A 23529-nucleotide genomic window follows, 5' to 3' on the forward strand; every position below is an offset into this window, starting at 1 on the left:
TATAATAACTAACTGCTCATTTTAGCGGGAAATTCAATCATAAATCTTGTGCCTTTATTTACTTGACTTCTACAGCTAATTGTGCCTTTTAGTTTTTGAGTAACAAGGTTATAAATAATGTGCAGTCCCAATCCCGTGCCTCCCTGACCTCTTTTGGTGGTAAAAAATGGTTCAAAAATTTTACTGAGATTTTCTGGGTCAATTCCTTTGCCGTTATCGGCATATTCAAATATTAGCCGATCGCCCTCTAGTTTGAAATCAAAAGCCAGAATTCCTGCGTCTTCTCCATCGTAGGCGTGAATTAGCGAATTCAACACCAGATTTGTCACAATTTGACACACTACGCCGGGATAACTGTCCACTACAATATTTTCATCACACTTAATCTCTATTTTGTGCTTAGTTCTTTTGAGTTTGGCACTTAAGGATGTCAAAATTTCCTCTAGATAGTTTTTAACATTAAACGTGCGTTTTAACTCGCTCGACTGATCCACAGCTACTTCTTTAAAACTGTGAATCAAGTCTGCTGCCCGCGTGAGGTTAGATAAGATCATATTACTGCTTTGCACGGCGGTATCCAGAAACTTTTCTAACTCGGAACGTTTTATTTGGCCGTTACTGTAAACCTCAAAAAACTTTGTGGCTTTTTCAGCAAGCAGGGAGGCGGCGGTGATGCCGATGCCGATGGGAGTATTGATTTCGTGGGCAACACCTGCCACCAACCCTCCGAGGGCCGCCATTTTTTCCGATTCTACCAGTTTATTTTGAGCCGATTTTAAGTCTTCTAAAGTTTGGGAGAGTTCGGAGGTACGCTGCTGTACTAAATTTTCGAGATTCTGATTGAATTGGTGCAAGTTGGCGTAAAGTTGGGCATTTTCGATGGAGATAGAAATTTGAGAAGACAGCAGTTTTAATATTTCTAACCTGTCTTGTGTAAAAGCGCCTGTAGTCAGATTGTTTTCTAAATATAGAATGCCCGTGAGTTGGCCTTGATTAATTAACGGAGTGCAAAGAATTGATTTAGGTTGAACGGCCATTATATAGGGTGTGCGAGTAAATTGTCCTTCGCTGCTGGCATCGTTTAAAACTATACTTTCCTGGGTGCGGGCAACGTAATTGACAACTGCAACTGCCAGCAAAGTTACTTCTCGATCGTCGGCTACAAAATCTATCGGAATTGATTGCATGACAGCAACGCGATCGACATCTACAGATCCTGATGCTTCAATCACCCATTGACCCTCTTTTTCTAGTATTAAAAAGCCTCTTTGCCCCCCGGCATTTTCAATAACAATTTTCATCATTTTTGCCAGCAGTTTGTCTAGAACTATTTCCCCGGCTAAGGTTTGCGATGCTTTCACTGCGGTAGTCAAGTCTAGCACGCCTGCAGCGTCGTTCGTAGTGGAAGCGCTGCTGGTAGATTTGTGAGTTTCAATATTAGTTGAAATCGAGCTTGAAGTTAGCAAGTGCGAGTATTTGGATTCTAAATGCGCTGCTTTGGCTGTTGCTCCCCAGCGTTGATAGCAATAACGCGCTTCTGTTAAGTAAGTTTTAGAATTTTTTTCTCTTCCTATGGATAGATAAAATGCTCCTGCCAATTCTGCTGCTAGTGCTTGTACTTGTATGTATCCGTTTTCTTGGGCTCCTTCAATTGCGCGATCGTAATATTCCATTGCTCTCACAATATTGCCCAAAACACGCGCTTTTTCTGCCGTAAGTAAGTCGCATTTGTGCTGAAGATTCATGGGTGCATAAAGCGCTTTCTGTTGCAGTTTTTTTCGGTTACTGACAGCGTAAAAAATATGCTCTTCTTGTTCCCCCTCTGTTGCAGATGGATAGGCGGCTAGGCGGGCTAGAGAATCGTAAAACTGATATTCAGAAACATTAATAAAGCCTGCTACTCCGTCTAAATATACTTCGGCTAGCGCTGAATTTTCTAGGGCTGTAGCGGTATCTCCAAATAAATAGGAGATTATTAATTTCTGCAAATAAAAGTGCTGTAATCCCACGCGATCGTTAGCTTTTAACAGTAGCGACAACAACTTTTCTTCGCTGTATGCTTCACCTAATACCAGGTGTGTACTTTCCGATTTTCCCATCAATTGCAAAATAGTTTGCAGATATATTTGATTCCAAGTTAATACAGTTTCTTGCTTGAGTTGAAACAGCAAATGGTTGTAACTTACTATTCTTCGTTCCAGTTGTGGCAATTCTTGACCGAGGAAATACAAAGACTGACAAATATTTACGGCTGAATATCCGACACATTCTAAATCCCCATTTTCTAGCGCACTTTGATAGGCGTCCTCTAATAGCGGCAAAGAGTCTTTAACGTGATGCTTGCCGTTCATCAAAATGAAGGCTACTAAATTAAGCGTTTTGCTTTTGAATTCTAACACATTTAATCTATCGCTCAAATTTAAAGCTAATTGACCAAAGCGATCGCCTGATTCAATATCTCTAACTATTCCTTTTAAAATTGCTCCGTAATTAGCATAACCGAAAGCAGAAAAAGTAGAGTTTCCGTAATTAATAGATAAATTAACTTGCTCGCACACAATCAGGGGCAGCAGCACAGGTTCAACTATAAATGTAGCTGAAAACATACTGGAAAGCACGCGCATAGTTGCTAATTTGTGCGGATTTGTCATAATCGGTAAGTCTATTAAATCTTCTATTTTTTTGTCTGTTAAATAAGCTGCTGTTTTAGCGAGTGCTTGCTGAATGTGGAGGGGAATCGGCGAGTCGGGAAAGTTAATTCCTAACATTTTTAGTGCTTCCCGACCAATTTTTACCGATTCTTGGAGTTTGGTTTGCATCGCACAAGCTATGATTCTGATTTCAAACACTTTGATTTTGTCTAGTTCATTTGTTGCGTGTTGCAGGACAATTATCGCCCATTTCTCCATGGGTTCAAAGTCGGTATTCAGGTAAGCAGCTTCTGCTGCTGACTCGTAGAGTGCCAGAGTCAAGTCGTAGTCAGTTTGCCAACTTTGGGGAGGAAGCAGTTCAATACCTGCGGTTAGATATTTGAGGGCAAGTTGGTAAGCGGCACTTGCTTTTGCTTTGCGGCCTGCAATTAAATTTAATTGGCATAATTGAAATTGTTCTAATTTGCTGCTGATGATTTCTTTGGCAGAGTTTAGTTGGTTTACGGTATCAAAGATATGCTCTTCTAATTGCTCTGGGGGTGCAGTTTGAAGTAAAAAGTTGCCTATCTTGAGATGAATTTCTTGTTTTTGATAATCGGATATTAAAGCATAAGCTGCTTGCTGCACTCGCTCATGCAAAAATTTGTAAGTGGCGCTCGAAACATCAGCCACTGGTAGGGAAAATTTATCGGTAAAGTCTCTAGATATTGTGTCTGTTACTTCTGTGCTTGCTGCTAGTGCGATCGGAATTTTGTAGGCGTTATTCACGAGCAAAATTAGACCGGACTGAAGTGCCTCACCAAGGTCTGTTGCTGCGGACGCCACAGGCTTTTCGGCGATTGTCGAGAGAGTTTTTAAATCAAATTTGTTCCCGATACAAGCGGCTAATTTAAGCAGTTCCTGGGTATTGTCTGAAAGTTTCTGAATGTTATCTATCATTAATTCTACAACATTGTCAGTTATTCCCATTTCTTGTATTTGTTCGATATCCCACTGCCACTCGCCTGTGACATGGCATTTTTTCACAATTTGCTCGGAGGTTGGTTGCGCTAAGGCCGACAGGTTAGGTTCAGCTAGCTCGCTCAAATTATGGGAGGGTAAAATTTGAAATTGAATCAAGCTTTTTGAGTAAAGAAATTTGATTAATTGAGTTAAAAAGAAGGGATTGCCAGCGGTTTTTCGCCAAAGCAATTCTGCTAAACTTAGGGATTTTTCGGGGGCGCAGTTCAAAGTATCGGCAAGGAATTGGTTGACGCTGCTTATATCTAAAGGCGAAAGGGCGATCGCACTCACAGTGCCGCCTGCTTTTTTAATTGCTTCGGCGGTAATGATTAGGGGATGATTTGCATCTACTTCCTGCTCTCTATAAGCTCCAATTATTAATAAATATTGAGTCCCCATGTCAGTTGCTAGCAGTTCTATTAACTTGAGAGATGCTGAATCGATCCACTGCAAATCGTCCAGGAAAATTACTAGGGGGTGTTCTTTTTGAGCAAAGACGCGGATGAAGTTTTGAAATACTAAATTAAAGCGATTTTGAGATTCATTGGCTCCTAAATCTGGGACGGGGGGCTGCGGCCCGACAATCAGTTCTACTTCGGGAATAGCTTCAATAATTACTTGGCAGTTGCCGCCGATTGCTTTTAAAATTTTTTGTTTCCAAACATGAATTTCTGCGGCATTTTCTGTAAAAATTTGTCGCAACAAATCTTGAAAAGCTTGGAGCAAAAAAGCGTAAGGAATATCTCGTTTAAATTGCTCAAATTTGCTGTCAATAAAATACCCATTTTCCCGCCGACTCGGCTTGTAAACTTCATATACTAACGAGGATTTGCCCACACCTGCAGAACCGGAAATCAGCACGATTTCTGTATTGCCCCGCCTCATACGCTGGAAGATACTGAGAAGCAGATTAACTTCTGCTTCTCGCCCGTAAAATTTTTGGGAAATTTGCAGGTGACTTGACTGATCTTGCTCGCCGAGGGTTATGTGGGAAATTTCGCCTATAGTTTGCAGTTGATCGAGACAATTTTCCAAGTCGTACAAAAGTCCGAAAGCACTTTGATACCTGTCTTCGGCTGTTTTTGCTAAGAGTTTTATGACGATATCGGAAACGACTTGAGGAATCTCCTTGGTTCCTACTTGATAGATTCTGCCTTCGATGCTTTTGCTTTCTACTTTTTTATTTCTGTTTTCCCAAGGAGAAACTGGCGTTTTAGCAATATGGCAGTGTACTAATTCCATGGGATCGATCGCCTGAAAAGGCAATTCACCACAAAGCATTTCATAAAAGGTGACGCCTAAAGAATAAAAATCGGTGCGGTAGTCGATCGCCCGATTCATGCGCCCCGTTTGTTCAGGAGACATATAGGCGAGAGTGCCTTCGAGTAAATGGGGATGGCTGGGGGCGGGGTTTTCGCCCGGTAGCAGGGAGGCGATCGCAAAATCAGCAATCTTGACATCTCCTGTCTCGATATTGACAATAATATTGCTGGGTTTAATATCCTTATGGATGATGTGGTGTTCGTGGAGTTGCCCAATAGTTTCTGCTAGTTTGATGCCAATATGCAGAAATTGTGGTAACTCTAGCTGGTTGTTGCTGAGAAACTCTTTTAGGGAAATCCCACCAAAATCTTCTAAAACTAAAACAGGAAAGTGATTGTATGTTTCTATTTTGTAAAGCTTGACTATTCCGGGTAAATTCAAATTTTTAAGAATTTCGGATTCGTGCAGCAGTTGGGATATTTGGGCTGGGGTAGGGTATAGCGGCGTGAGAGTTTTGAGGATAACGGGTTTTTCTTCCTCAAGCAGCAGACCTCGATAAATTACTGTGTGAGAGTTTGTATAAAGTTCTCCGTCAATGCGGTATCCCGGAATAGAAATCATGATAGTTGGGGGTAATTTCAAAGATGCGGTTAGACAATTTTAGATTTTAGATTTTAGATTTTAGATTGGGAATGATTGATGATATAAGGGTTTGGCTCGCGGGCTTAGAGTTGCATTCTTTTTGCACACAAGTATTATTAAGTAAGTGAAAATACACAGCGTCGGTCGAGTGCGGTTTTTACGGCAGTAAACTGGCTACTATTCTATAGCTTAACTAAATCCATCCCGAAAGAGTCCTCCTAGATACTTTTTTTGTCGCTTATTTAGTTATCTATATTATTTTAGTATTCAAAAAATCAGAAGTGGCACTTTGCTATCCCACCAGTGGCAAAATAAACGGGTGCGTGCAAATCAACAGCTAAAATCTAAAAAAATCATGCAGAATATAACTGCCTCAAATCCAGCTAAGGCGACCGATCGCGCTTTTGGCACCGCAGACATTCAATTGCTGGTAGTGGATATAGACGGCACGATCGCAGGTATGTCAAATACTATCCGAGAACCAGTCAAGCAGGCAATTTTGGCGGCCGAGTCGCGGGGAGTGAAAGTAGCCGTCGCTACGGGCAGGATGTACCGATCAGCTTTGCGTTTTCACCGCGACATCGGCTCAACATTGCCACTGATTTGCTACCAGGGCGCGTGGATTCAAGATCACGCTACTCAAAAGCGGCTGCGGCACTTGCCGCTGTCGAAACAAACTGCTCTGCAACTGTTAGATTATTTTGAAGAACCGCATTTGCGACCGCTGCTTTCGATCCATTTCTACATTGACGACCAACTTTACGTGCCGGAAATTACTGCAGCTACCCGAATTTATGCCGAACGATCGGGCATTGAACCAATGGTGATTAAAGATTTGCGGCGAGATATTCCGGGGGAACCGACGAAAGTTTTGGCATTGTGCGAGAATCCGGGGGTACTCGACGGCTTGCTCAGCAGTATGCGGCTGCGTTACACGCCTGCGGAGCTTTATTTGACTCGATCCGTTGCTACTTTTTTTGAAGCTACGCATCCTGTGGCGAATAAGGGAGATGCGGTGCAGTATTTAGCGGAGGAACTTTTGGGTTTGCAGGCGGCGAATGTGATGGCGATCGGCGACAATTTTAATGATGTAGAAATGATTGCCTATGCGGGCGTGGGCGTGGCGATGGGCAATGCTCCTGATGGGGTGAAGGCTGCTGCTGATTGGGTGGCGCCGGATGTGGAGGAAGATGGGGTGGCGGCTGCGATCGAACAATTTGTTTTGGGCGATCGTTGATATTTGCAGCACCAATACCGCAGGGGTGGGTTTAGCGACATCTGGAAAAAATCTAGATCAACCCGCCCCGACCCAGCGACAATTTATTATATACAGCGGATTCCAGGTTTATAAAGTACACCCCAGAAACCGGGTTTCTTCTGGATTTCTCGCCAGAAACCGGTTTTATTCAAGAAACCCGGTTTCTCTGTACTTCACTTACCTGGAAAGTGCTGTAACTCTCTAGTTTTGAGTTCTATGCAATCAAATTTTGACGATCAAAAACAATCCACACTTTCGGATTTTTCGAGATCAAGTGCAATCAATTACTTTTTTTGCAACATCAGAATATTTATTTAACGAACCGCGAAGACGCGAATAACGCGAAGGAAGAATTGAAGAAAGCGGGGCGGGCTTACAGATATTCTGGATATGAATTATAAATAATTTCAAACTCTTAAAAATGCCTTTCAACAGAAAAAGCACCGACGACTGGCCGTGTTTCGTCTCGGTGCTTCTTCTGGTTCGCTCCTCACACGTCCATCAATATAGCTGACTCAGTAAATTGTGTCAATACTTTTTCCAAAAATTGTTTTTTGAGTCGGCTTCTGCCGGGGTGTCGGTGCGGTGGAGCGAGGCAAAACTTTTGCACTGCAAGGGTTTGACTCGATCGCTCAAGGGTTGCCTCGATCGGAAAAATTTTACTTCACTTCCACCAGCCAGTCCAAAATCAGAGCGTTGACTTCACTCGGCCGCTCGTCGTGGGGACAGTGGCCTGTGTTGGGAATGGAAACAAATTTCACGGGTTTATCATTGGCGGCCAATTGTTGATAAATCTGGCTGCCGGCGATCGGCGTCCAGGGGTCGTCTGCGCCCCAAAGTACCAATAACGGACGATCGACTTTGGGCAGCAATTCTGACGGTTGAGGGCCTGGAGGGGCTGTGAGAATCGATGCAAACACTTGTTGAGCTCCGGGATCGCAGGAGGGGGCGTGGAGGAGTTCTACGAGTTCGTCAGTGATGGCTTCGCGGTTCCCGTAGACTTGGCGCAGGGTGTTGCGGATGCGGTGTTTTTGGCGGATGTTGTTGAAGACAAACGGGCCGATCAGGGGCGATCGAACTAATTTAGTAAAAGTCCCCATCACTACTCGCAGCGGGAAATTCAGTTCGTCGGGCCGGTGGTTGAGTCCGCCGGCACAGTTGATTAAGACACCGCCGGCTGATATTTCTGGATGGTTGGCGACTACCATCAAACTCAGCAAAGCGCCGATCGAATTCCCGACAAATACCGCCGGTTCTAGTACCATATCCGCCCAGAAATCAGTCAGCAATTCTTCCCACAATTCCAGAGTGTAATCTAGGGCTGGTTTGGCGGAAGCACCGAATCCCAGCAAGTCCAGCGCAAATACGCGATAGCCGCCGGCTGCGAGTACGGGGATATTTTGCCGCCAATGTCCGATCGAAGCCCCAAATCCGTGAATCAAGATCAGAGGGCGGCCGGTTCCTTGGACGGTATATTGGATTTTGTGACCTTTCCAAGTCCAAATTAGCTTTTCAAAACTCGTTGCAGATACTAATTGTTGTGCAGTCACGGCTATTATGTAAAGTTTCGTTAACTACTTTCATCATAGCAGAAGTCAGTAGTCAGTAGTCAGTAGTCAGTAGTCAGGAATTATTGGTTATTGGTTATTGGTTATTGGTTATTTGTTATTTGTTGTAATGCCCAATTCCCCATGCCCAATGCCCCATGCCCAATTCCCAATTCCCCATTCCCAATGCCCCATTCCCAATGCCCCATTCCCAATTTTTACTTTTTTCCTAGCAACCAATAAGTCATCATATCCCCCTTACCTTTTACCGGAATCACGCCTCGCCTCTCAAACATATACTTATCTTTCAAAAGCTCATAAGTAACATCAGTAACTTGAATGCTGCCTGAAAAACCCGTAGCTTCCATCCTCGCCGCTACATTCACCGTATCTCCCCACAAATCATAAGTAAACTTGCTCACACCAATCACTCCCGCAACCACCGGCCCGGAATTGATGCCGACGCGAATTGCCAGTTTTTCCCCTGTCTCGGCGCACAGCTTTGCTATTTTTTCCTGCATTCCCAGGGCCATTTGGGCGATCGCCTCGGCATGATCCTGTGTCGGCGTAGGCAACCCCCCGACTACCATGTAAGCATCGCCAATAGTCTTAATTTTCTCCACACCGTACTTTTCAGCTAACTGGTCGAAGTGCGAAAAAATTACGTTCAAGCGCTTTACCAACTCGGTGGGAGACATTCTAGCAGACAACTCAGTAAAGCCAACAATATCAGCAAATAAAACACTTACTTGGGCAAAACTATCGGCGATCGTACTTTGCTCCGCCTTCAACCGTTCTGCGATTGGTTTGGGTAAAATATTTAACAGCAACTTCTCGCTTTGTTCTTGTTGAACTTTTAGCGCTTCTTGCGCTAATTTACGTTCTGTAATGTCAGAAACAGTACCCTCATAGTAGATCAGATTACCTTTTGAATCTCGAACAGCCCGAACATTTTCTGACACCCAAATCCGGCGCCCGTCTTTGCGACATACCATAGATTCAAACCCCGAAACGGCATTTTCAGCATCCATAGCAGCCACAAACTCGAGGCGGCGTTCCGGGTCAACGTACAGTTGCTGAGCAATATTGTTAATCTCGGACATCAGTTCTTCTGGCGAGTCGTAACCGTACAATTTTGCCAAAGCTGGATTAGCGCTGATATAGCCTCCTGAAGGCGTGCTTTGAAAAATGCCTTCGATCGCATTTTCTACAATGCTGTGATATTTTTCTTGGGCAATACGTAGCAATTCTTCTGCTTGTTTGCGCTGAATCAAAGAACCTAATTGAGTGCCTACCGCATTGAAAACGTCTATAAATTGTGCGTCTTTCCCATCCGACGAAATTTTAAAGAAAACTAGCACTGCCAATACTTCATCGCCTACCAAAATCGGCACACCAAAACCCGCTTTAAATCCGAGTTCTAGTGCTATTTGACTTTGGAAAAAATGCGGGTAGCCCCTGGAAATATCTTCTACCCATTCCGGTTGCTTGGATGCCCAAACTCGTCCCGGCAGGCCTATATTCATGGCAAATGTTAGTTGTTCGCTTTGCTTGCGGAACGCATCCATCCTCGCGTTGCTGGCATACCAGCCCCTGGCAGATTGCAGCACAGTTGCTTCTGCATTGGGAATCCAAGCTTCTCCTACATCCCATCCGATTGTTTCGCCCACTTGGTGCAAAATTACTTCTAAAGCTGAGTGAAAGTCTACAGCTTCGCCGATCGCCCGCGTCGTTTCCAGCAAAAACCGGATTGATTCTTCAGCCCGCTGCCGTTCTGCGATTTCTTCCTGCAATCTCGAATTGCGATCGTGCAGTTCCCTAGCTTGCAGTTGCAGTTTGCATTGCAGCGAACGAAGAGAAAGTTGGTTTTGGACGCGGGCTAAGACTTCTTCTACTTGAAACGGTTTAGTAATATAATCCACTCCTCCTACTTGAAAAGCTTTAACTTTTTCCAGCACGTCATCTAGCGCACTAATAAAAATTACCGGAATATCTTGAGTTTTTTCGCTTAACTTTAACTGCTCACAAACTTCATACCCGTTCATTTGTGGCATATTAATATCTAGTAAAATTAGATCGGGAGGAGATATTTGTGCCCCTTGCAAAGCCAAGTGTCCGTTAATAGCCTTCCTGACATGATACCCGTAAGATGTCAGCATAGTGGATAAAAGTCGCAAATTATCCGGCATATCGTCAACGATCAGAATGTCTTTACGAGTCGCTGATAATGGATGGTCGTTCATCATAATATAATTGAGTTAAATCGATAATGATATCTATCCGAAAATTATCGACTAAATCTGTTAAAGCGTTAGCGAGATTTGCCTCAGTTTCGGGAATTTCCTTGATCAGATCGAGGATGCGGTTGTCGTCAACACAAAGTGCTGCTCGGTGCAACTCGACCACCCAGTCTGTGGGCATTACACTCAAATCCTCGGTGGTCAAACTTTTAAGCAGCGTCGGTGTAGAAAAAGAAGTAGATAAGTTCTCTTTTTCATAAATATAACGCAGGTTGAGGTGATGCGCTATCTTTTCAAAAAGTACCTCTTCCCGAAACGGTTTACATATCAAATCGTTACAACCAGCAGACAAAATTATTTGTCGCTGCTCATCAAAAGCACTGGCCGTCAAGGCAATAATTATTGTTTCTTTACCTTCGATAGTTTTCTTAATCTCTCTTGTCGCTTCATACCCATCTATCACGGGCATCAGCATATCCATTAATATCAAGTGCGGCTTCCAAGTTGAATGCAAAGCAATTGCTTCTTGACCGTTAGTTGCTTCCCGGACTTCAAATCCCAGGGGTACTAGCAGCTTAAGCAGCAGTTGGCGATTTTCCGCTACATCTTCAACTATTAATATCCGATAAGTTTCCTGTCCTGCTTCTAAAGCAATAACTTGTTTAATCGGCGGTTTTTCTTGTTCATCACTTTGTGTTACTAAGTTAACCCAGATATTAAAGCTAAAAATTGTGCCTTGACCGAGTTTACTTTCAACCGCAATATCACCTCCCATAATTCGGACAAATTGTTGGCTGATCGGCAACCCCAGACCAGTCCCCTGCATGGAATTTCGACCAGTTTCGGTTTGTACAAAGGGCTTAAATAATGTGAAAATTTCTGAGGGAGAAATGCCGGGTCCCGTGTCGGCAATTTCAAAATACAATTGGGATTTGTTTTCTTCTATGGCGTCTTTTTCAGCGTGGCTACTGACGCGCAAAGTAACGGTTCCGTGTTGAGTGAATTTAATTGCATTGCCGACCAAGTTAATTAAAACTTGCCGCAATTTAGCTTCGTCTGTTTGAATGTACTGCGGCAAATTATGGGAATTTTCAAAAATTAGATACAAGCCTTTTGAGTTGGCTTTTAGTTGCAGCATTTCTTTGAGACTGTTGAGAAAGTCGTAGAGATTAAAGCGGCTAGGATTGATAGTAATTTGACCTGCTTCTATTTTGGACATTGACAAAACATCATTGATGAGTTCTAGCAAATGTTCGCCGCTGCGGTTAATAATTTCTATGTATTCTTTTTGTTCTTCCGTGATAGAACTGTTGCGGGCCATGACTTGGGAAAAACCGAGAATGGCGTTGAGAGGCGTGCGAAGTTCGTGGCTCATGGAAGCTAGAAATTGGCTTTTGGCGCGGTTGGCAACTTCGGCGTTTTCTTTGGATTTAATCAGCTCCATGGACTGCCTTTGAGTGCGGGCAAGCAGTTCCGCTTGCTGTAATGCTACTCCTAGCTGAGTACCTACATCAACTGCAACGTTGATTTCAGCTTCACTCCACTGGCGGGGGGCAGAATTTTGATAGGATGCTAGTAATCCCCAGAGCTTTTTTCCAGAAAAAATTGGTACAATAATGTATGATTTAGCTTGAAATCTTTCTAGCAATTGGATGTAACAATTATCGAAACCTTGCTTGTAAATATCTGGGACACAAAGGTAAGTTTTACCTCGGCTGTATGCTCCGCCTTTGGTTTGTTGCAAATAGGTATCGTGGACTTCTGGTGAGATACTATCTAATTTTTGGACTAGGCAAAGTTCGCTGTCTAACGCGCCTTCAGTAAGGTTAGAATCTGTATCCTGTGCTTGGATGAAAGAAACCCACTTGCGATCAAGGGATTCGGCTACAAATTCGCCACTCCAGTCTGGATTGAAACGGTAAATAGCGACTCGATCGCACTTCATGGTTTGGCGCAATTCTCGGGTTGTGGCGTGAAAAATTTCTCGGATATCTAAAGTCTGCCGCATTCTTTCAATGATGCGGGCGATCGCTCTTTGTCGTAAAGCACTTTCTTGCAGTTCCGTTTCTGCTTGCTTGCGTTCGGTAATATCTACAGCCATTAAAGCAATGCCGATCGCTGTACCGTTATCGTCAATTAGCTGAGTATTGTACCACTCGCAGATGATAATTCTGCCGTCTTTAGTCAGATTTTCAGTAGTGCCACTGGATTTGGCGTTCAAGTCGTGATTGGAAATCTCAGATAATTGCGGTTGATAGCTTTCAGGTACGATTAAATCGGAGGCGACTCGACCAATCGCTTCTTGCTCACTGTAGCCAAAAATAGCAACGGCTGCGGGATTCCAAGTAATAATTTCAAAATTGAGGTTTAACTCGATAACCGCGATCGGCGTTTGCTGCAATAAAAATGAGATTCTTTGTTGGGATGCTAGCAGTTTTTCTTCGGCTAATTTGCGGTCTGTGATGTCATTAGCAGTGCCGAGAATTTGTTTGGGTTTACCATCGGCTGTTCTGAGAAATACTGTATCCCAACTGTGCATCCACCGCCATTCACCGTTTTTGTGTTTCATTCGGTATTGACATTCAACGACATCACCGTCTTTGGCTCGATCAACTTTTTGTACGCTATCAAAAAAATTTGGCAAATCATCGGAGTTGAGCAGAATTGGCATCATTGCTGTACCCATATCTTGTATTTCTTGGGCGGTATATCCGAGCATCGTCGAAATTTGTCGATTGGCATAAACATTCCGCTGTTCAATTACATCGTAAACGTACAACAGGTTGGGATTGGAATCGGCGATTGCTTGAATGAAGTGCTGGCTTTCTCTGAGTGCGGATTCTGTTTGTTTACGAACGCTAATATCTCGCGCCACGATAATCACTGAATCTGGAGTCAGCGGAGAAACTTTAGCATCGAGGCAAACGTCGCGCTCTCCGACTTTAAAGCTATATTCAACATTGATAGTTTGCTTCGTTTTTAGAGCTTGTTGGATCGCATTTAATACTAAATCTGCTATAGGTTTCGGCAAGACTTCGTGAGCGGTTTTGTTAATCATTTCGCTTGGAGGTTTCACCAAATTTGTTGATGCTGTCGGGGCGATTTTGATACAGCGCCCTTCTGCATTTCTCACTAAAACTGTGTCAGTCATGGCGGCAAAAATCGCCCGCAATTCTGTTTCCGATTCTTGCAGAGCTTGCTCGGCACGGACGCGGGTGCGAATTTCTGCTTGCAGCACTTTATTTTGCCGATCGAGCTGCTGAATTCGGTTTTTTTCTCGTTCGATCAGTTTAGCTTGAGCGATAGCGAGCCCTACTTGAGCAGCCACAGCTTCTAATAAGTCGATTTCCTCGGAAGTCCATTCCCGGTAACGATCGCACTGGTGCAAACAGATAGCACCGTTGGCCCGGCCTTGGTAAGAAGTGCGAATTGCCAGCATCGATTTTAACCCAACCTTCTGGCAAATCGGTTGAACAGCTTGCAAAAGAGGGTCTGAATAAACATTGTTCGAGGCGATCGCCAGATCTTGTATCATCATTTGTATGACGTGAGGATTGCCCCAAATTGGAACAGGTACGTTCCGAATAGATTCGCAATCGGGTTCGAGATACTCTGCCGCCAGAGGAATATCGACTTGGGGAGTAGTGACGTAAGTATGAATCAAACAGCGATTGACGCAGAATGCCAGACCGACTTGAGTGGCAGCTATTTGAAATATTTGTTCTGGCTGCAAGCTTGAGCGAATTTCTTGAGTTATTTTTGCAATCAGCAATTCTCGCTGAACTTGCCGTTCTAAAGCAGCTTTAGCTCCAGCCATTTCTATTTCTGCGTGCTTGCGCTCGCTGATATCAAAAAGTACGCCATACCAAACAATATCGCCATTATCGCGCATTTCTGGTCGAGAATTAGATTGGAGCCATTTGAGTTTACCCGACGGCGTAACAATCCGCCATTCACAGGCAAAAGGTTCTAAAGTTTGGGCGCTAGTAGCAATTTGTTTTACCAGATATTCGTGGTCATCTGGATGATTTTGATCGAAGCAAAAGTCGGGACATTTTAATATTTCCTCACTCTCTAATTCGTAAATCTCCCGACAAGCATAACTAATATATTCAAACTTAAAATTTCCCTCTGGTTTCTTGATAAATTGATAAAGAACTCCCGGTATATTGACCGCCAATTTTTGCAACCGCGCTTTGCTTTCCCGGAGTGATTGTTCTGTTCGCTTGCGAAATTCTACCTCTTGCTGCAGTTGGGCATTCTGCTGTTTTAATTGTTTTGATAGCTGTTGTATAGTCAATTGACTTTCGATCCTCACTAAAACTTCTTCCACTTGAAAAGGCTTAGTAATGTAGTCAACACCGCCGACTTCAAAAGCTTTGACTTTGTGAAAAGTTTCCTCAAAAACACTCAAAAAAATAACCGGAATTTCCTTAGTTTTTTCGTTGGATTTCAGTCTAGCACAGACTTCATATCCGTTCATTTTGGGCATAGCAATATCTAGCAAAATTAAGTCTGGGAGAACTGCTAAATTAGCATTGACCGCCATTTCTCCCGAAATCGCCCGCTGAACTTTATACCCTTCTTTCGTCAATATATTTGATATAAACCGCAGGTTGTGGGGCTGATCGTCAATAATTAAAATGTGAATACTTTCTTTGTCAAATATCATTTTTTGTCTGGTCATTGTGATTTTTTTATTTCTAGCAGCCGATTGATGATTTAATATATTTAGCGATTTTTTCTGCTCATCATTATTTATTAAACATTTTCACACTCAGCAAATAGAGGATTAACTTTAGATATTAGCCATCAACTAACGCACCTTATGTTTTTTCAATTTCTTGGTTGCTTCTCTTAATTATTAACTCAAAATAACCGTACTTAACTACATTTTCTTGTCAAAAGAAATCGCCTGATTTGCTGTACAAATTAACTCTACCGAAAAACAATTATCGCTTAGGCACTCCAGACCAAAGCAACCGGGTTTCTTAACTTTGTTCAATGGCTGCGACCAAGTATTTTCCTACAACCCGGTTGATTCGCCCAGGACAGTTTCTTGCTGGAGTTTAGCATTAAAATTGCCCGGAGGATAACACAACTTTCTGGACATTTTGCTCGCACGTTCAAAGGGTTTTAGCACAGATACACACATGGACATACCACGAGGTGAAGAAACCGTTTTTGACTCTTGTCGCTGCAACAAAGTATGGCTGTGAAAAACCTCGGTTTTGACCCACCGACTCCTGAGTCTTAAGATATTTATAGGTAACTAAGAGTATATAATAGCAATCCACCCCGCACCCAAAGCTTACCCTATAAAATATTTTCTCGGTCTTTTCTATGCCAGCAATTCCTTAAGTTTAGCAATATTTTCATTGCTTAAGTAAATTTTAATTTCTAGTTCTTGGTCAGATTCCCACAGCAACAGCAGATTATCTTCGCCCAAGGCGATTTCGGGATTGTTTAATTCAAGTGTTTGATATTTAACTTCGGGAATTCCTACGCGAATTACCAGTTCCGATTCCAACTGAGGATAGATGTACAATTGCTGTTGCAAGTTGTCAAGTTCTAATTTGTCAACTGTGTTGTTACGTTGGACAGGAGAATCTGGTTTGTACCAATAGAGAGTTTCCTCCCGAATTTCGGGATTGACTATCACAAATGTTTCGTCAAAACGCTGGGGGTGCCAGTGAATTTCGCTCAAACCGCCGATTTGCGGAATCAGTCGCTCTACCCAGCTAATTTCTTTCCCGTTCAGGTTTCCCCACCACTGACTGATATTATCGAGATTGTCAGCATTTTCGGGGTCGGTGCTGCCGGACTGCCAGACTGTTTTTAGTTGTTGCATATACAAGTTCTCCAGCGAATTTAAATTTGAGATTGCAGGCGTTCAATTGGAGATTCATTCGTTATACAATAATTTTAATGGACTTACCAATTATTTACCACGAAGATTACGTTGCACCTCTGCCACCGGCTCACCGCTTCCCGATGGCCAAGTTTCGGATGCTTTACCAGATGCTGCTCGCGGACGGGGTAGCAGATAAATCGCAATTTCACGCTCCCGAACTTCCCCCTCAAGAATGGATTGAATTAGTCCACGACCACTCCTATGTTCAAGCTTACTGCAACGGGACGCTGGATAACAAAGCGACTCGGCGAATTGGTCTGCCTTGGAGTCGGGCCCTGGCTAACCGCACTTGCACTGCGGTTGCAGGAACTGTACTAACTGCAAAACTCGCTTTAGACTACGGTTTGGCTTGCAATACTGCGGGCGGAACTCATCACGCCTTCCCTGCTTTTGGGTCTGGTTTTTGTATTTTTAATGATTTGGCGATCGCCTCTCGCGTCTTGCAAAAAAATGGTTTAGTTCGCAAAGTTTTAATTGTCGATTTAGATGTCCACCAAGGAGACGGAACCGCCGTAATATTTCAAGATGACAGCAGTGTTTTTACTTTCTCGATGCACTGCGAAGTCAATTTTCCCGGCACTAAACAAAAGGGCGATTTAGATGTACCTTTGCCTGTGGGTATGGAGGACGACGAATATTTACAAACCTTGGATAAATTCTTACCAGATTTGCTTTCAAATGTCAAGCCCGACTTAGTTTTATACGATGCTGGAGTAGACCCTCATCACGGTGACAAACTGGGAAAATTAGCTTTAACTGATACGGGCTTATTTCGCCGGGAAATGCAAGTTTTGATGGCGTGTTTGGCCGGCGGCTATCCCGTTGCCTGCGTGATTGGCGGGGGCTATTCCGATGACGCTAAGGGGTTAGTTTACCGACATTCGCTGCTGCACCGAGCTGCCAGTCAAGCCTACAGGCAGTATCGACTTTGATCCAGCAAGAGTCCGGACACTTTTTCTATTGCCCAATGGCTTATTCTTACTTGACTTTGAGGCTAGCGTAAATAATGAAATCAAAGTCATCTCTACCCCTGACGCGGCATTTAATTCGACTTTTTTATGCTGCTTGCCCTGTAAGGCTTGTAGTATAGTTCCAAAAACTGTGCGGAGTATTGACCCAGATTGGGGAGATTTAATATGGACTTCAGTATTCTTTGGCGATATGATTGCGTGTTTAGGGTGTCAATTAATACTAAAAACAGGCTAAAGTGGCATTAAAATAGATATATCGCATTCAATCCTAGTGTATTTTATGGACTCCAACTCGTTAAATATCACAGAAGATGGGGCCAAAGAACCGACTTTGATGCCCATAGACAAGCACTACCTGCTAGTCCTCAACATCCCATCCTTCCGCGACTCCAAAGGCTGCAGGTATCTCGATTTAATGTGGGCTAAAGACCTAACTCAACACTTTAAGTATTTGAAAAACTTCACGCTAGCATCTCCGTGCGTGCGAGAAACCCTCCCCGAAAATACCATAGAGGTGGATTCGGAAACATCATTTGCTGATGCTAAATTTATTGACCTTCCCTCCCCAAATAGCTTGGCCAAAGGAATATTTCTGCTGCCGGCAACGGTTGCCCAGCTTTGGGGCGCGATCGCATCTTCAGATATCGTACATAGCGGCGTAGCAGGCTGGCCGATTCCGATGGCATGGTTAGTGACGCCCATAGTCCTGATACAGCGGAAACCATACCTGCTCATAGTCGAGTCCGCACCGTGGCGGCTGCAGCCGGGAACCCCTGCCAGCATTAAAGCCAAAATTCAAGCTTACATATACGAAACATTGAATCGCTGGTGCATAAACAGCGCCGACTTGACAATCTTTACACAGGGAGAATATCAGCAAAGTTTATTAAAAAAACGACACAACAAAAGTCACATAATTCACGCTTCGTGGATAGATGAAGAAAATATCATTTCGGAAGCAGAGGCGACTAAAATATGGCAGGAAAAACTGTCAGCCTCGCCCAAACAACTAAAAATTCTATTTGCCGGCAGATTGCATCCACAGAAAGGTCTGTTAGTTCTCCTAGAAGCAATGAAAATCTTGGACGAGGAAAACATTGCCGTCAAGCTGGACATACTAGGTGAAGGCGAACTGTTAAGCAACTGCCAAGCAGCCAGCAAGGCAATGCAAAAATCGGTACAGATCGAAGTTTTGGGAACTATTCCTTACGGGAGAGAATTCTTCAGCCGGCTGCAACAATATCATGCTGTTGTGGTTCCCAGCACCTCAGACGAACAGCCCAGAATAGTATACGATGCTTATTCCCAGGCCGTACCTGTACTGGCAAACAACACTGCCGGACTCCGCGACTGCATCGAAAACGGCATCACAGGCTCGATCGGTAATTGCAATGACCCAGTTGATTTAGCAAACTTGCTCAAACAGTCGGGAGAAAACTTGAACCTACTTCAAAATATGGGCATGGCAGGTCTGAAACAGGCTCGCAGCCTGACTCACGAAGAAATGCACCGGCAGCGGTGGCAGCTTTTGTTAAGAATGTTGGAGCAATCAAAAAAGTAAGTAGGTAGGCGCAAATAAACCGGGCTGTGTAAAGGAATGTAAAGCTGTCAGAAGCTTTGGGATTGCTTCGTTTCACGGAGTGACCCTCGCTTTTGACTACTTGTGTATTTTCCGACTCATCTACTTAGGCGATACCTGTACTCCGGGCGATCGCTCCAGCTTGCCAGATGGGTACAACTTGAGCTAAAAAGTTGTTAAACAAACAACGGTACTTATGTCGAAGGCCAGCGAGTCCAATCACCCCTATCCACTGCTGGTTGTCATTGTTAACTACCGAACCTCTAGTTTGACAATTGACTGCTTGCGCTCTCTAGTTAGCGAAGTTCAATCGCTGCCCGGTATGCGAGTTGTAGTTGGCGACAATGCTTCAGGCGATCGCTCTGTCGAAGAAATTAGTAGTGCGATCGCCTCAGAAGGCTGGAATGAATGGGCATCCTTCGTTCCCCTAGAGCGCAACGGCGGATTTGCTTTCGGCAACAACGCCCTGATCCGTCCCGCCCTCCAATCCACCAATCCCCCCCCTTACTTCCTGCTGCTTAACCCAGACACCATAGTTCGCCCAGGTGCATTAAAAGCCCTCGTCGATTTCATGGACACTCATCCCGAAGCCGGCATCGCCGGCAGCCGCTTGGAAGACCCCGACGGCACGCCCCAGGAGTCAGCTTTTCGGTTTCACAACATCTTGACAGAACTCGATTTTGGTTGGCGGACAGGCTTTATATCCAAGTTATTAGCCAACTGGGCCGCAGCGCCTCCGATTTCCCAAGAAACCTGTCAAACTGATTGGGTAGCTGGAGCCAGCATGATCGTCCGTCGCGAAGTATTTGAAAAGATTGGCTTGATGGATGAAGCTTATTTCATGTACTGCGAAGAAATGGACTTTTGTCTGCAAGCGAACAAAGCTGGCTGGAGTTGCTGGTACGTACCTGAAAGTCGCGTTGTGCACTTAGTCGGCCAAAGCTCAGGCGTCACTGACACCAAAAAGCCCGCCAAGCGGCTGCCTACCTATTGGTTTGATTCCCGGCGCAGGTACTTTATCAAAAACTACGGCTTGGTTTACACAGCATTAACTGATGTATCCTGGGCTTCGGGTTTTGCAGCCTGGAGGGTGCGTCGCGTACTTCAAGGCAAACCAGATGGCGATCCACCACAATTGCTGAGAGATTTTGTATTAAATAGTGTATTTTTTAAGGGGGGTAAGATTGAAAAATCCAAAAACTTTTAAAGGGAGTTGGTAAATCGGTCAAAGCCAACTAAACCAGGTTAGCCTAGGCAAGCAAAATATTTTATGATGCAGCCGAGGAATTAGTATTCTCGATCGAGAAAACCGGATTGCTCCTTCCTCACAAACCTGATAGACCCATTAATATCGTCGGCATCTAGCAATAGAGTAAACAATAAATAATGTCAATTAGAGCTTATGGTAACTGAGCAAAACTTAATCACCACTGAAAATCAAGTAGAAGACCCCGGCCTGGGACTGTGGCAGCAAATTAAAGAAGACTGGATTGCTCATGGTCGAGATTGGACAAAACCGGGATTTCGCGCCGTAGCAGTGCAGCGTTTTGGCGTCTGGAGAATGCAGGTAGAACCGAAATTACTGCGAGCTCCTTTGAGCATTATTTATCGAGCACTCTACCGAAAAGTCCGCAATAGTTACGGGATAGACTTGCCTTACACTGTGAAGCTCGGTCGTCGCGTGGTGATTGAACATCAAAACGCTATTATTATTCACGGATATTCTACGATCGGCGACGACTGCATTATCCGCCAAGGTGTAACGTTGGGAAACCGCTATTTGGACAAGCCGCTGGAATCCCCTCAATTGGGCGATCGGGTTAACGTCGGCGCTGGTGCAAAAATCCTCGGAAAAGTAAACTTGGGAGACGACGTAAATATCGGTGCTAATGCTGTAGTTTTATCAGATATTCCCGCAGGCAAAACAGCAGTAGGTATTCCTGCCAAGATTCTTCAATCTACCAAAAACCAGGAAAATGCTTAGATCAATATTGCAAAAAATTATCCGCCATCTTGCGATGCGTTACGGCAAGTTCCGTGGCCTTTACATCCAATTCTGTAACGCCTGTGCCCCAGAATACACAGAATTTCTCCCCCGCCATGGCAACTTGTAAGCGCTAGGCGAAAATTGCAGCATCTGGCTCAATACGGTCTTTGGAGATCCCGCCTAGGTCCGCATCGGCAACAATGTTCACTTCTCCTCTTATACCGTGCTCGGCCACGACGGCTCGATCGCCATGCTTAACCGGGCTTACAACGTTAAACTAGATGCCGTAGGCAAGATACCTCTCTTCTGTCACTAAGCGGCAGAAGAAAATAAGAATTCACTCTCATTTATTAAGTAAGAGAAGGGATTTGGGTAAAAATTCATTAACGATCTTAATCGAGCCTGTAGATAATTGTGGAATCGGAAAAATTTTTAGCCACTATTGTATCAAGTTAAAGCTAATTAAAGCTTGTAATATTAATCTCAAATTGTTTAGATGCCTCTTCCAACTTTTTTTTCATCAAGCGTCTTGATGTTTCTCAAAGCGGTGGAGAAGTGAGAAGTTTTTTGCGGATAAAGAGCTGGGTGATGGAGTCTGGGAGTTAACGGCTCTATTAGACCTAGTATAGAGGCCGATCATCACGTAAGCACTACAAACGATTTCCCACCATTTTTCAATCTGTGAATATTGGGTGACTCGGAAATCCGCCCACCCTAATTCACTCTTACTTTGTCGAAAACCATATTCAATCCAAGTCGTATTTCCATACAAATTCCCAACTTCTTTAGCTAAGACTTCCGGAATTTGTGTCATCATATAGCAGGTTTAGTTTTCGGAAATGGTATCTATATATGTTGTGATTTCCCAGTAACGCAATGCTCTCTTTTTTCCATAAATATTTTCTCGAATATAGCGCCATACGGTTCAGTTAAGGTCGATCCCCTCGGCGCCAAGGGCGGGAACTCTTACAGCACTTCCGGGTGTTATGAGGTACAATAAGAATAGATTAAAACCCACATTCCGCACCCCAAACTGGCACATAGTCGGATTGAGGGGGTAAAAGTGAATCACCCGAGACAAGGGTGAGTAAAAATACTCAATAATTTTGGTCACGCTCCAATCATGAGGGCTGAAAATTTCTGACAAGAGAAGTGAAGGCATGAGTTAAATCTGATACGAGTTAAAATGGCGAGCGGTAGAAAACGAAGTTTATGGCGTATTCGTAACCTGATTGATGACGAAAATGCGTTAATTGCGCTCGCAACCATAGCCAATAATCACCAAAAACAGTGTAAACTAGCAATCGCGATAAACGCTTAAATCAGGATTCAGCAGCCCATGCAGAAAGCATCCCAGATAAAAGTAGAAAACCTAGATCATCTGGGCTTGATAGCCGGTCTAGTTGATGAAATAGGAATTGTTGAAAAAATCAATGAATTAGTAGGCGAACAACCGGGTGAGATAGTCAGTCCCGGCCTGGTAGTTAAAGCCATGATCATCAATGGATTAGGGATGGTTTCCGCCCCATTATACTTATTTTCTAAATTTTTTGAAGGGAAAGCAACAGAACATTTACTTGGAGCAGGGATTCAAGCATCACATTTAAATGATGACCGCTTAGGAAGAGTATTAGATAAATTATAAATAGCCGTAATTACAGAAATATTTACAACCATTGCCCTGTCAGCAGCTCAAAAATTCGAGATAAATACCGACACATCTCACCTCGACTCAAGTTCATTTCATCTACATGGCAAATATGAACAAGAATTGCCATCAGTATCTTTTGCTAAAACAGAAATGGATAGCAATCAGTTAGATAATTCATCAATCAACCATCAAACATCCCCAATACCAATTCAAATTACCTACGGCTACCAAGAGTGACCATCGTCCCGACTTAAAACAATTTATTTTAGACCTAATTTGTAGTGGAGATGGAGATGTGCCACTATTTTTACGAGTAGCTTCAGGAAACGAATCAGATAATTCCATATTCGCCTCAATCTGTCAAGACTTTAAAAACCAATTAAATCTCGACAGTTTAATGGTAGCTGACAGTGCATTATATACCGCTCCCAATTTAGAAATGTTAACCAATTTAAGATGGTTAACTCGTGTACCACTAAGCCTGAAACAAGCGCAGCAACTGGTGTCTCAGCTAAATGAATCAGAATTCACTGAAAGTTCAATAACGGGATATCGTTGGTCAGAACACAAAAGTAATTATGGTGGAATTGCACAAAGATGGTTAGTAGTAGAGAGCAGTTTGCGTCGTGATGCCGACCAACGTAAATTAGAAAAAAAACTCAAAAAAGCTGAAATTGAGGGTCAGAAAAAGTTGCGAGAGTTATCCAATATTGAATTTGCTTGTGACACCGATGCCTTGTCAGCAGCACAGGGGGAACGCATCTTATTGAACACTGTTCATCAGTGGTGAGTATATTTTGAGATAAATTCACCCTTCTTAGAAG

Annotated in this window: 11 protein-coding genes and 2 pseudogenes; 7 read left to right on the forward strand and 6 right to left on the reverse strand. The window is 43.6% G+C overall.

The genetic code is table 11. From position 1 onward, the window contains the following. Nucleotides 1-8: 8 nt before the first annotated feature. On the reverse strand, nucleotides 9-5537 hold the full coding sequence (locus QT984_RS26065) for an ATP-binding sensor histidine kinase (protein WP_333375242.1): 5529 nt from the start codon (nucleotides 5535-5537) through the stop codon (nucleotides 9-11). Between the two features lie 376 nt (nucleotides 5538-5913). On the opposite strand from QT984_RS26065, the gene QT984_RS26070 reads away from it, so the two are divergent. Continuing rightward, entirely contained in the window at nucleotides 5914-6795 is an 882-nt protein-coding gene (locus tag QT984_RS26070) for a Cof-type HAD-IIB family hydrolase (RefSeq protein WP_333057902.1), read from the forward strand. A 680-nt stretch (nucleotides 6796-7475) separates the two neighbouring features. On the opposite strand, the gene QT984_RS26075 is transcribed toward QT984_RS26070, so the two are convergent. The 4 genes from QT984_RS26075 to QT984_RS26090 form a co-directional block, all read right to left on the reverse strand. Further along, entirely contained in the window at nucleotides 7476-8366 is an 891-nt protein-coding gene (locus tag QT984_RS26075) for an alpha/beta fold hydrolase (RefSeq protein WP_333057903.1), read from the reverse strand. 215 nt (nucleotides 8367-8581) lie between these two features. Beyond that, nucleotides 8582-10609, reverse strand: coding sequence for an adenylate/guanylate cyclase domain-containing protein (locus QT984_RS26080; RefSeq protein WP_333234000.1), 2028 nt, complete (start codon nucleotides 10607-10609; stop codon nucleotides 8582-8584). Beyond that, the gene (locus QT984_RS26085) at nucleotides 10575-15290 is read right to left on the reverse strand and encodes a response regulator (protein WP_333057905.1); all 4716 of its coding nucleotides are present in this window, start codon (nucleotides 15288-15290) and stop codon (nucleotides 10575-10577) included. The genes QT984_RS26080 and QT984_RS26085 overlap by 35 nt, the downstream gene beginning before the upstream one ends. Before the next feature lie 654 nt (nucleotides 15291-15944). Continuing rightward, nucleotides 15945-16454, reverse strand: a complete 510-nt coding sequence (locus tag QT984_RS26090; protein ID WP_333057906.1) for a hypothetical protein — start codon at nucleotides 16452-16454, stop codon at nucleotides 15945-15947. A 77-nt stretch (nucleotides 16455-16531) separates the two neighbouring features. Between QT984_RS26090 and QT984_RS26095 the strand changes: the two genes are divergently transcribed. The 4 genes from QT984_RS26095 to QT984_RS26110 all read left to right on the forward strand — a co-directional run bounded on the left by QT984_RS26095 (nucleotide 16532) and on the right by QT984_RS26110 (nucleotide 21051). After that, nucleotides 16532-17449, forward strand: coding sequence for a histone deacetylase (locus tag QT984_RS26095; RefSeq protein WP_333057907.1), 918 nt, complete (start codon nucleotides 16532-16534; stop codon nucleotides 17447-17449). A gap of 319 nt (nucleotides 17450-17768) precedes the next feature. Beyond that, nucleotides 17769-19049: a glycosyltransferase gene (locus tag QT984_RS26100; protein ID WP_333340817.1), complete on the forward strand. Its 1281-nt coding sequence runs from the start codon at nucleotides 17769-17771 to the stop codon at nucleotides 19047-19049. A gap of 214 nt (nucleotides 19050-19263) precedes the next feature. Beyond that, a complete protein-coding gene (locus QT984_RS26105) occupies nucleotides 19264-20274 on the forward strand; it encodes a glycosyltransferase family 2 protein (RefSeq protein ID WP_333057909.1) in 1011 nt (336 codons plus the stop codon). Between the two features lie 195 nt (nucleotides 20275-20469). Next, complete coding sequence (locus QT984_RS26110) at nucleotides 20470-21051, forward strand: serine acetyltransferase (RefSeq protein WP_333057910.1); 582 nt, start codon at nucleotides 20470-20472, stop codon at nucleotides 21049-21051. 523 nt (nucleotides 21052-21574) lie between these two features. Here the strand turns inward: QT984_RS26110 and QT984_RS26115 are convergent. Then, nucleotides 21575-21871 (reverse strand): hypothetical protein, encoded by a 297-nt coding sequence (locus tag QT984_RS26115; RefSeq protein WP_333212018.1) that lies wholly within the window; start codon nucleotides 21869-21871, stop codon nucleotides 21575-21577. Between the two features lie 522 nt (nucleotides 21872-22393). On the opposite strand from QT984_RS26115, the pseudogene QT984_RS26120 reads away from it, so the two are divergent. Both QT984_RS26120 and QT984_RS26125 read left to right on the forward strand, forming a co-directional pair. Further along, nucleotides 22394-22843 (forward strand): annotated as a pseudogene (locus tag QT984_RS26120) (IS1634 family transposase); the annotation flags it as partial. 57 nt (nucleotides 22844-22900) lie between these two features. After that, nucleotides 22901-23453, forward strand: a pseudogene (locus tag QT984_RS26125) (IS1634 family transposase); the annotation flags it as partial. Nucleotides 23454-23529: the final 76 nt, after the last annotated feature.

It is taken from the genome of Microcoleus sp. Z1_B2 (genome assembly GCF_036700325.1).
GTDB lineage: Bacteria > Cyanobacteriota > Cyanobacteriia > Cyanobacteriales > Microcoleaceae > Microcoleus.

What these genes read in the sequence shown, in the direction of transcription:
- QT984_RS26065 (WP_333375242.1), bottom strand. Translation starts at nt 5,537, where the DNA reads ATGATTTCTATTCCGGGATACCGCATTGACGGAGAACTTTATACAAAC.
- QT984_RS26070 (WP_333057902.1), top strand. Translation starts at nt 5,914, where the DNA reads ATGCAGAATATAACTGCCTCAAATCCAGCTAAGGCGACCGATCGCGCT.
- QT984_RS26080 (WP_333234000.1), bottom strand. Translation starts at nt 10,609, where the DNA reads ATGATGAACGACCATCCATTATCAGCGACTCGTAAAGACATTCTGATC.
- QT984_RS26085 (WP_333057905.1), bottom strand. Translation starts at nt 15,290, where the DNA reads ATGACCAGACAAAAAATGATATTTGACAAAGAAAGTATTCACATTTTA.
- QT984_RS26090 (WP_333057906.1), bottom strand. Translation starts at nt 16,454, where the DNA reads ATGCAACAACTAAAAACAGTCTGGCAGTCCGGCAGCACCGACCCCGAA.
- QT984_RS26095 (WP_333057907.1), top strand. Translation starts at nt 16,532, where the DNA reads ATGGACTTACCAATTATTTACCACGAAGATTACGTTGCACCTCTGCCA.
- QT984_RS26100 (WP_333340817.1), top strand. Translation starts at nt 17,769, where the DNA reads ATGGACTCCAACTCGTTAAATATCACAGAAGATGGGGCCAAAGAACCG.
- QT984_RS26105 (WP_333057909.1), top strand. Translation starts at nt 19,264, where the DNA reads ATGTCGAAGGCCAGCGAGTCCAATCACCCCTATCCACTGCTGGTTGTC.
- QT984_RS26110 (WP_333057910.1), top strand. Translation starts at nt 20,470, where the DNA reads ATGGTAACTGAGCAAAACTTAATCACCACTGAAAATCAAGTAGAAGAC.
- QT984_RS26115 (WP_333212018.1), bottom strand. Translation starts at nt 21,871, where the DNA reads ATGATGACACAAATTCCGGAAGTCTTAGCTAAAGAAGTTGGGAATTTG.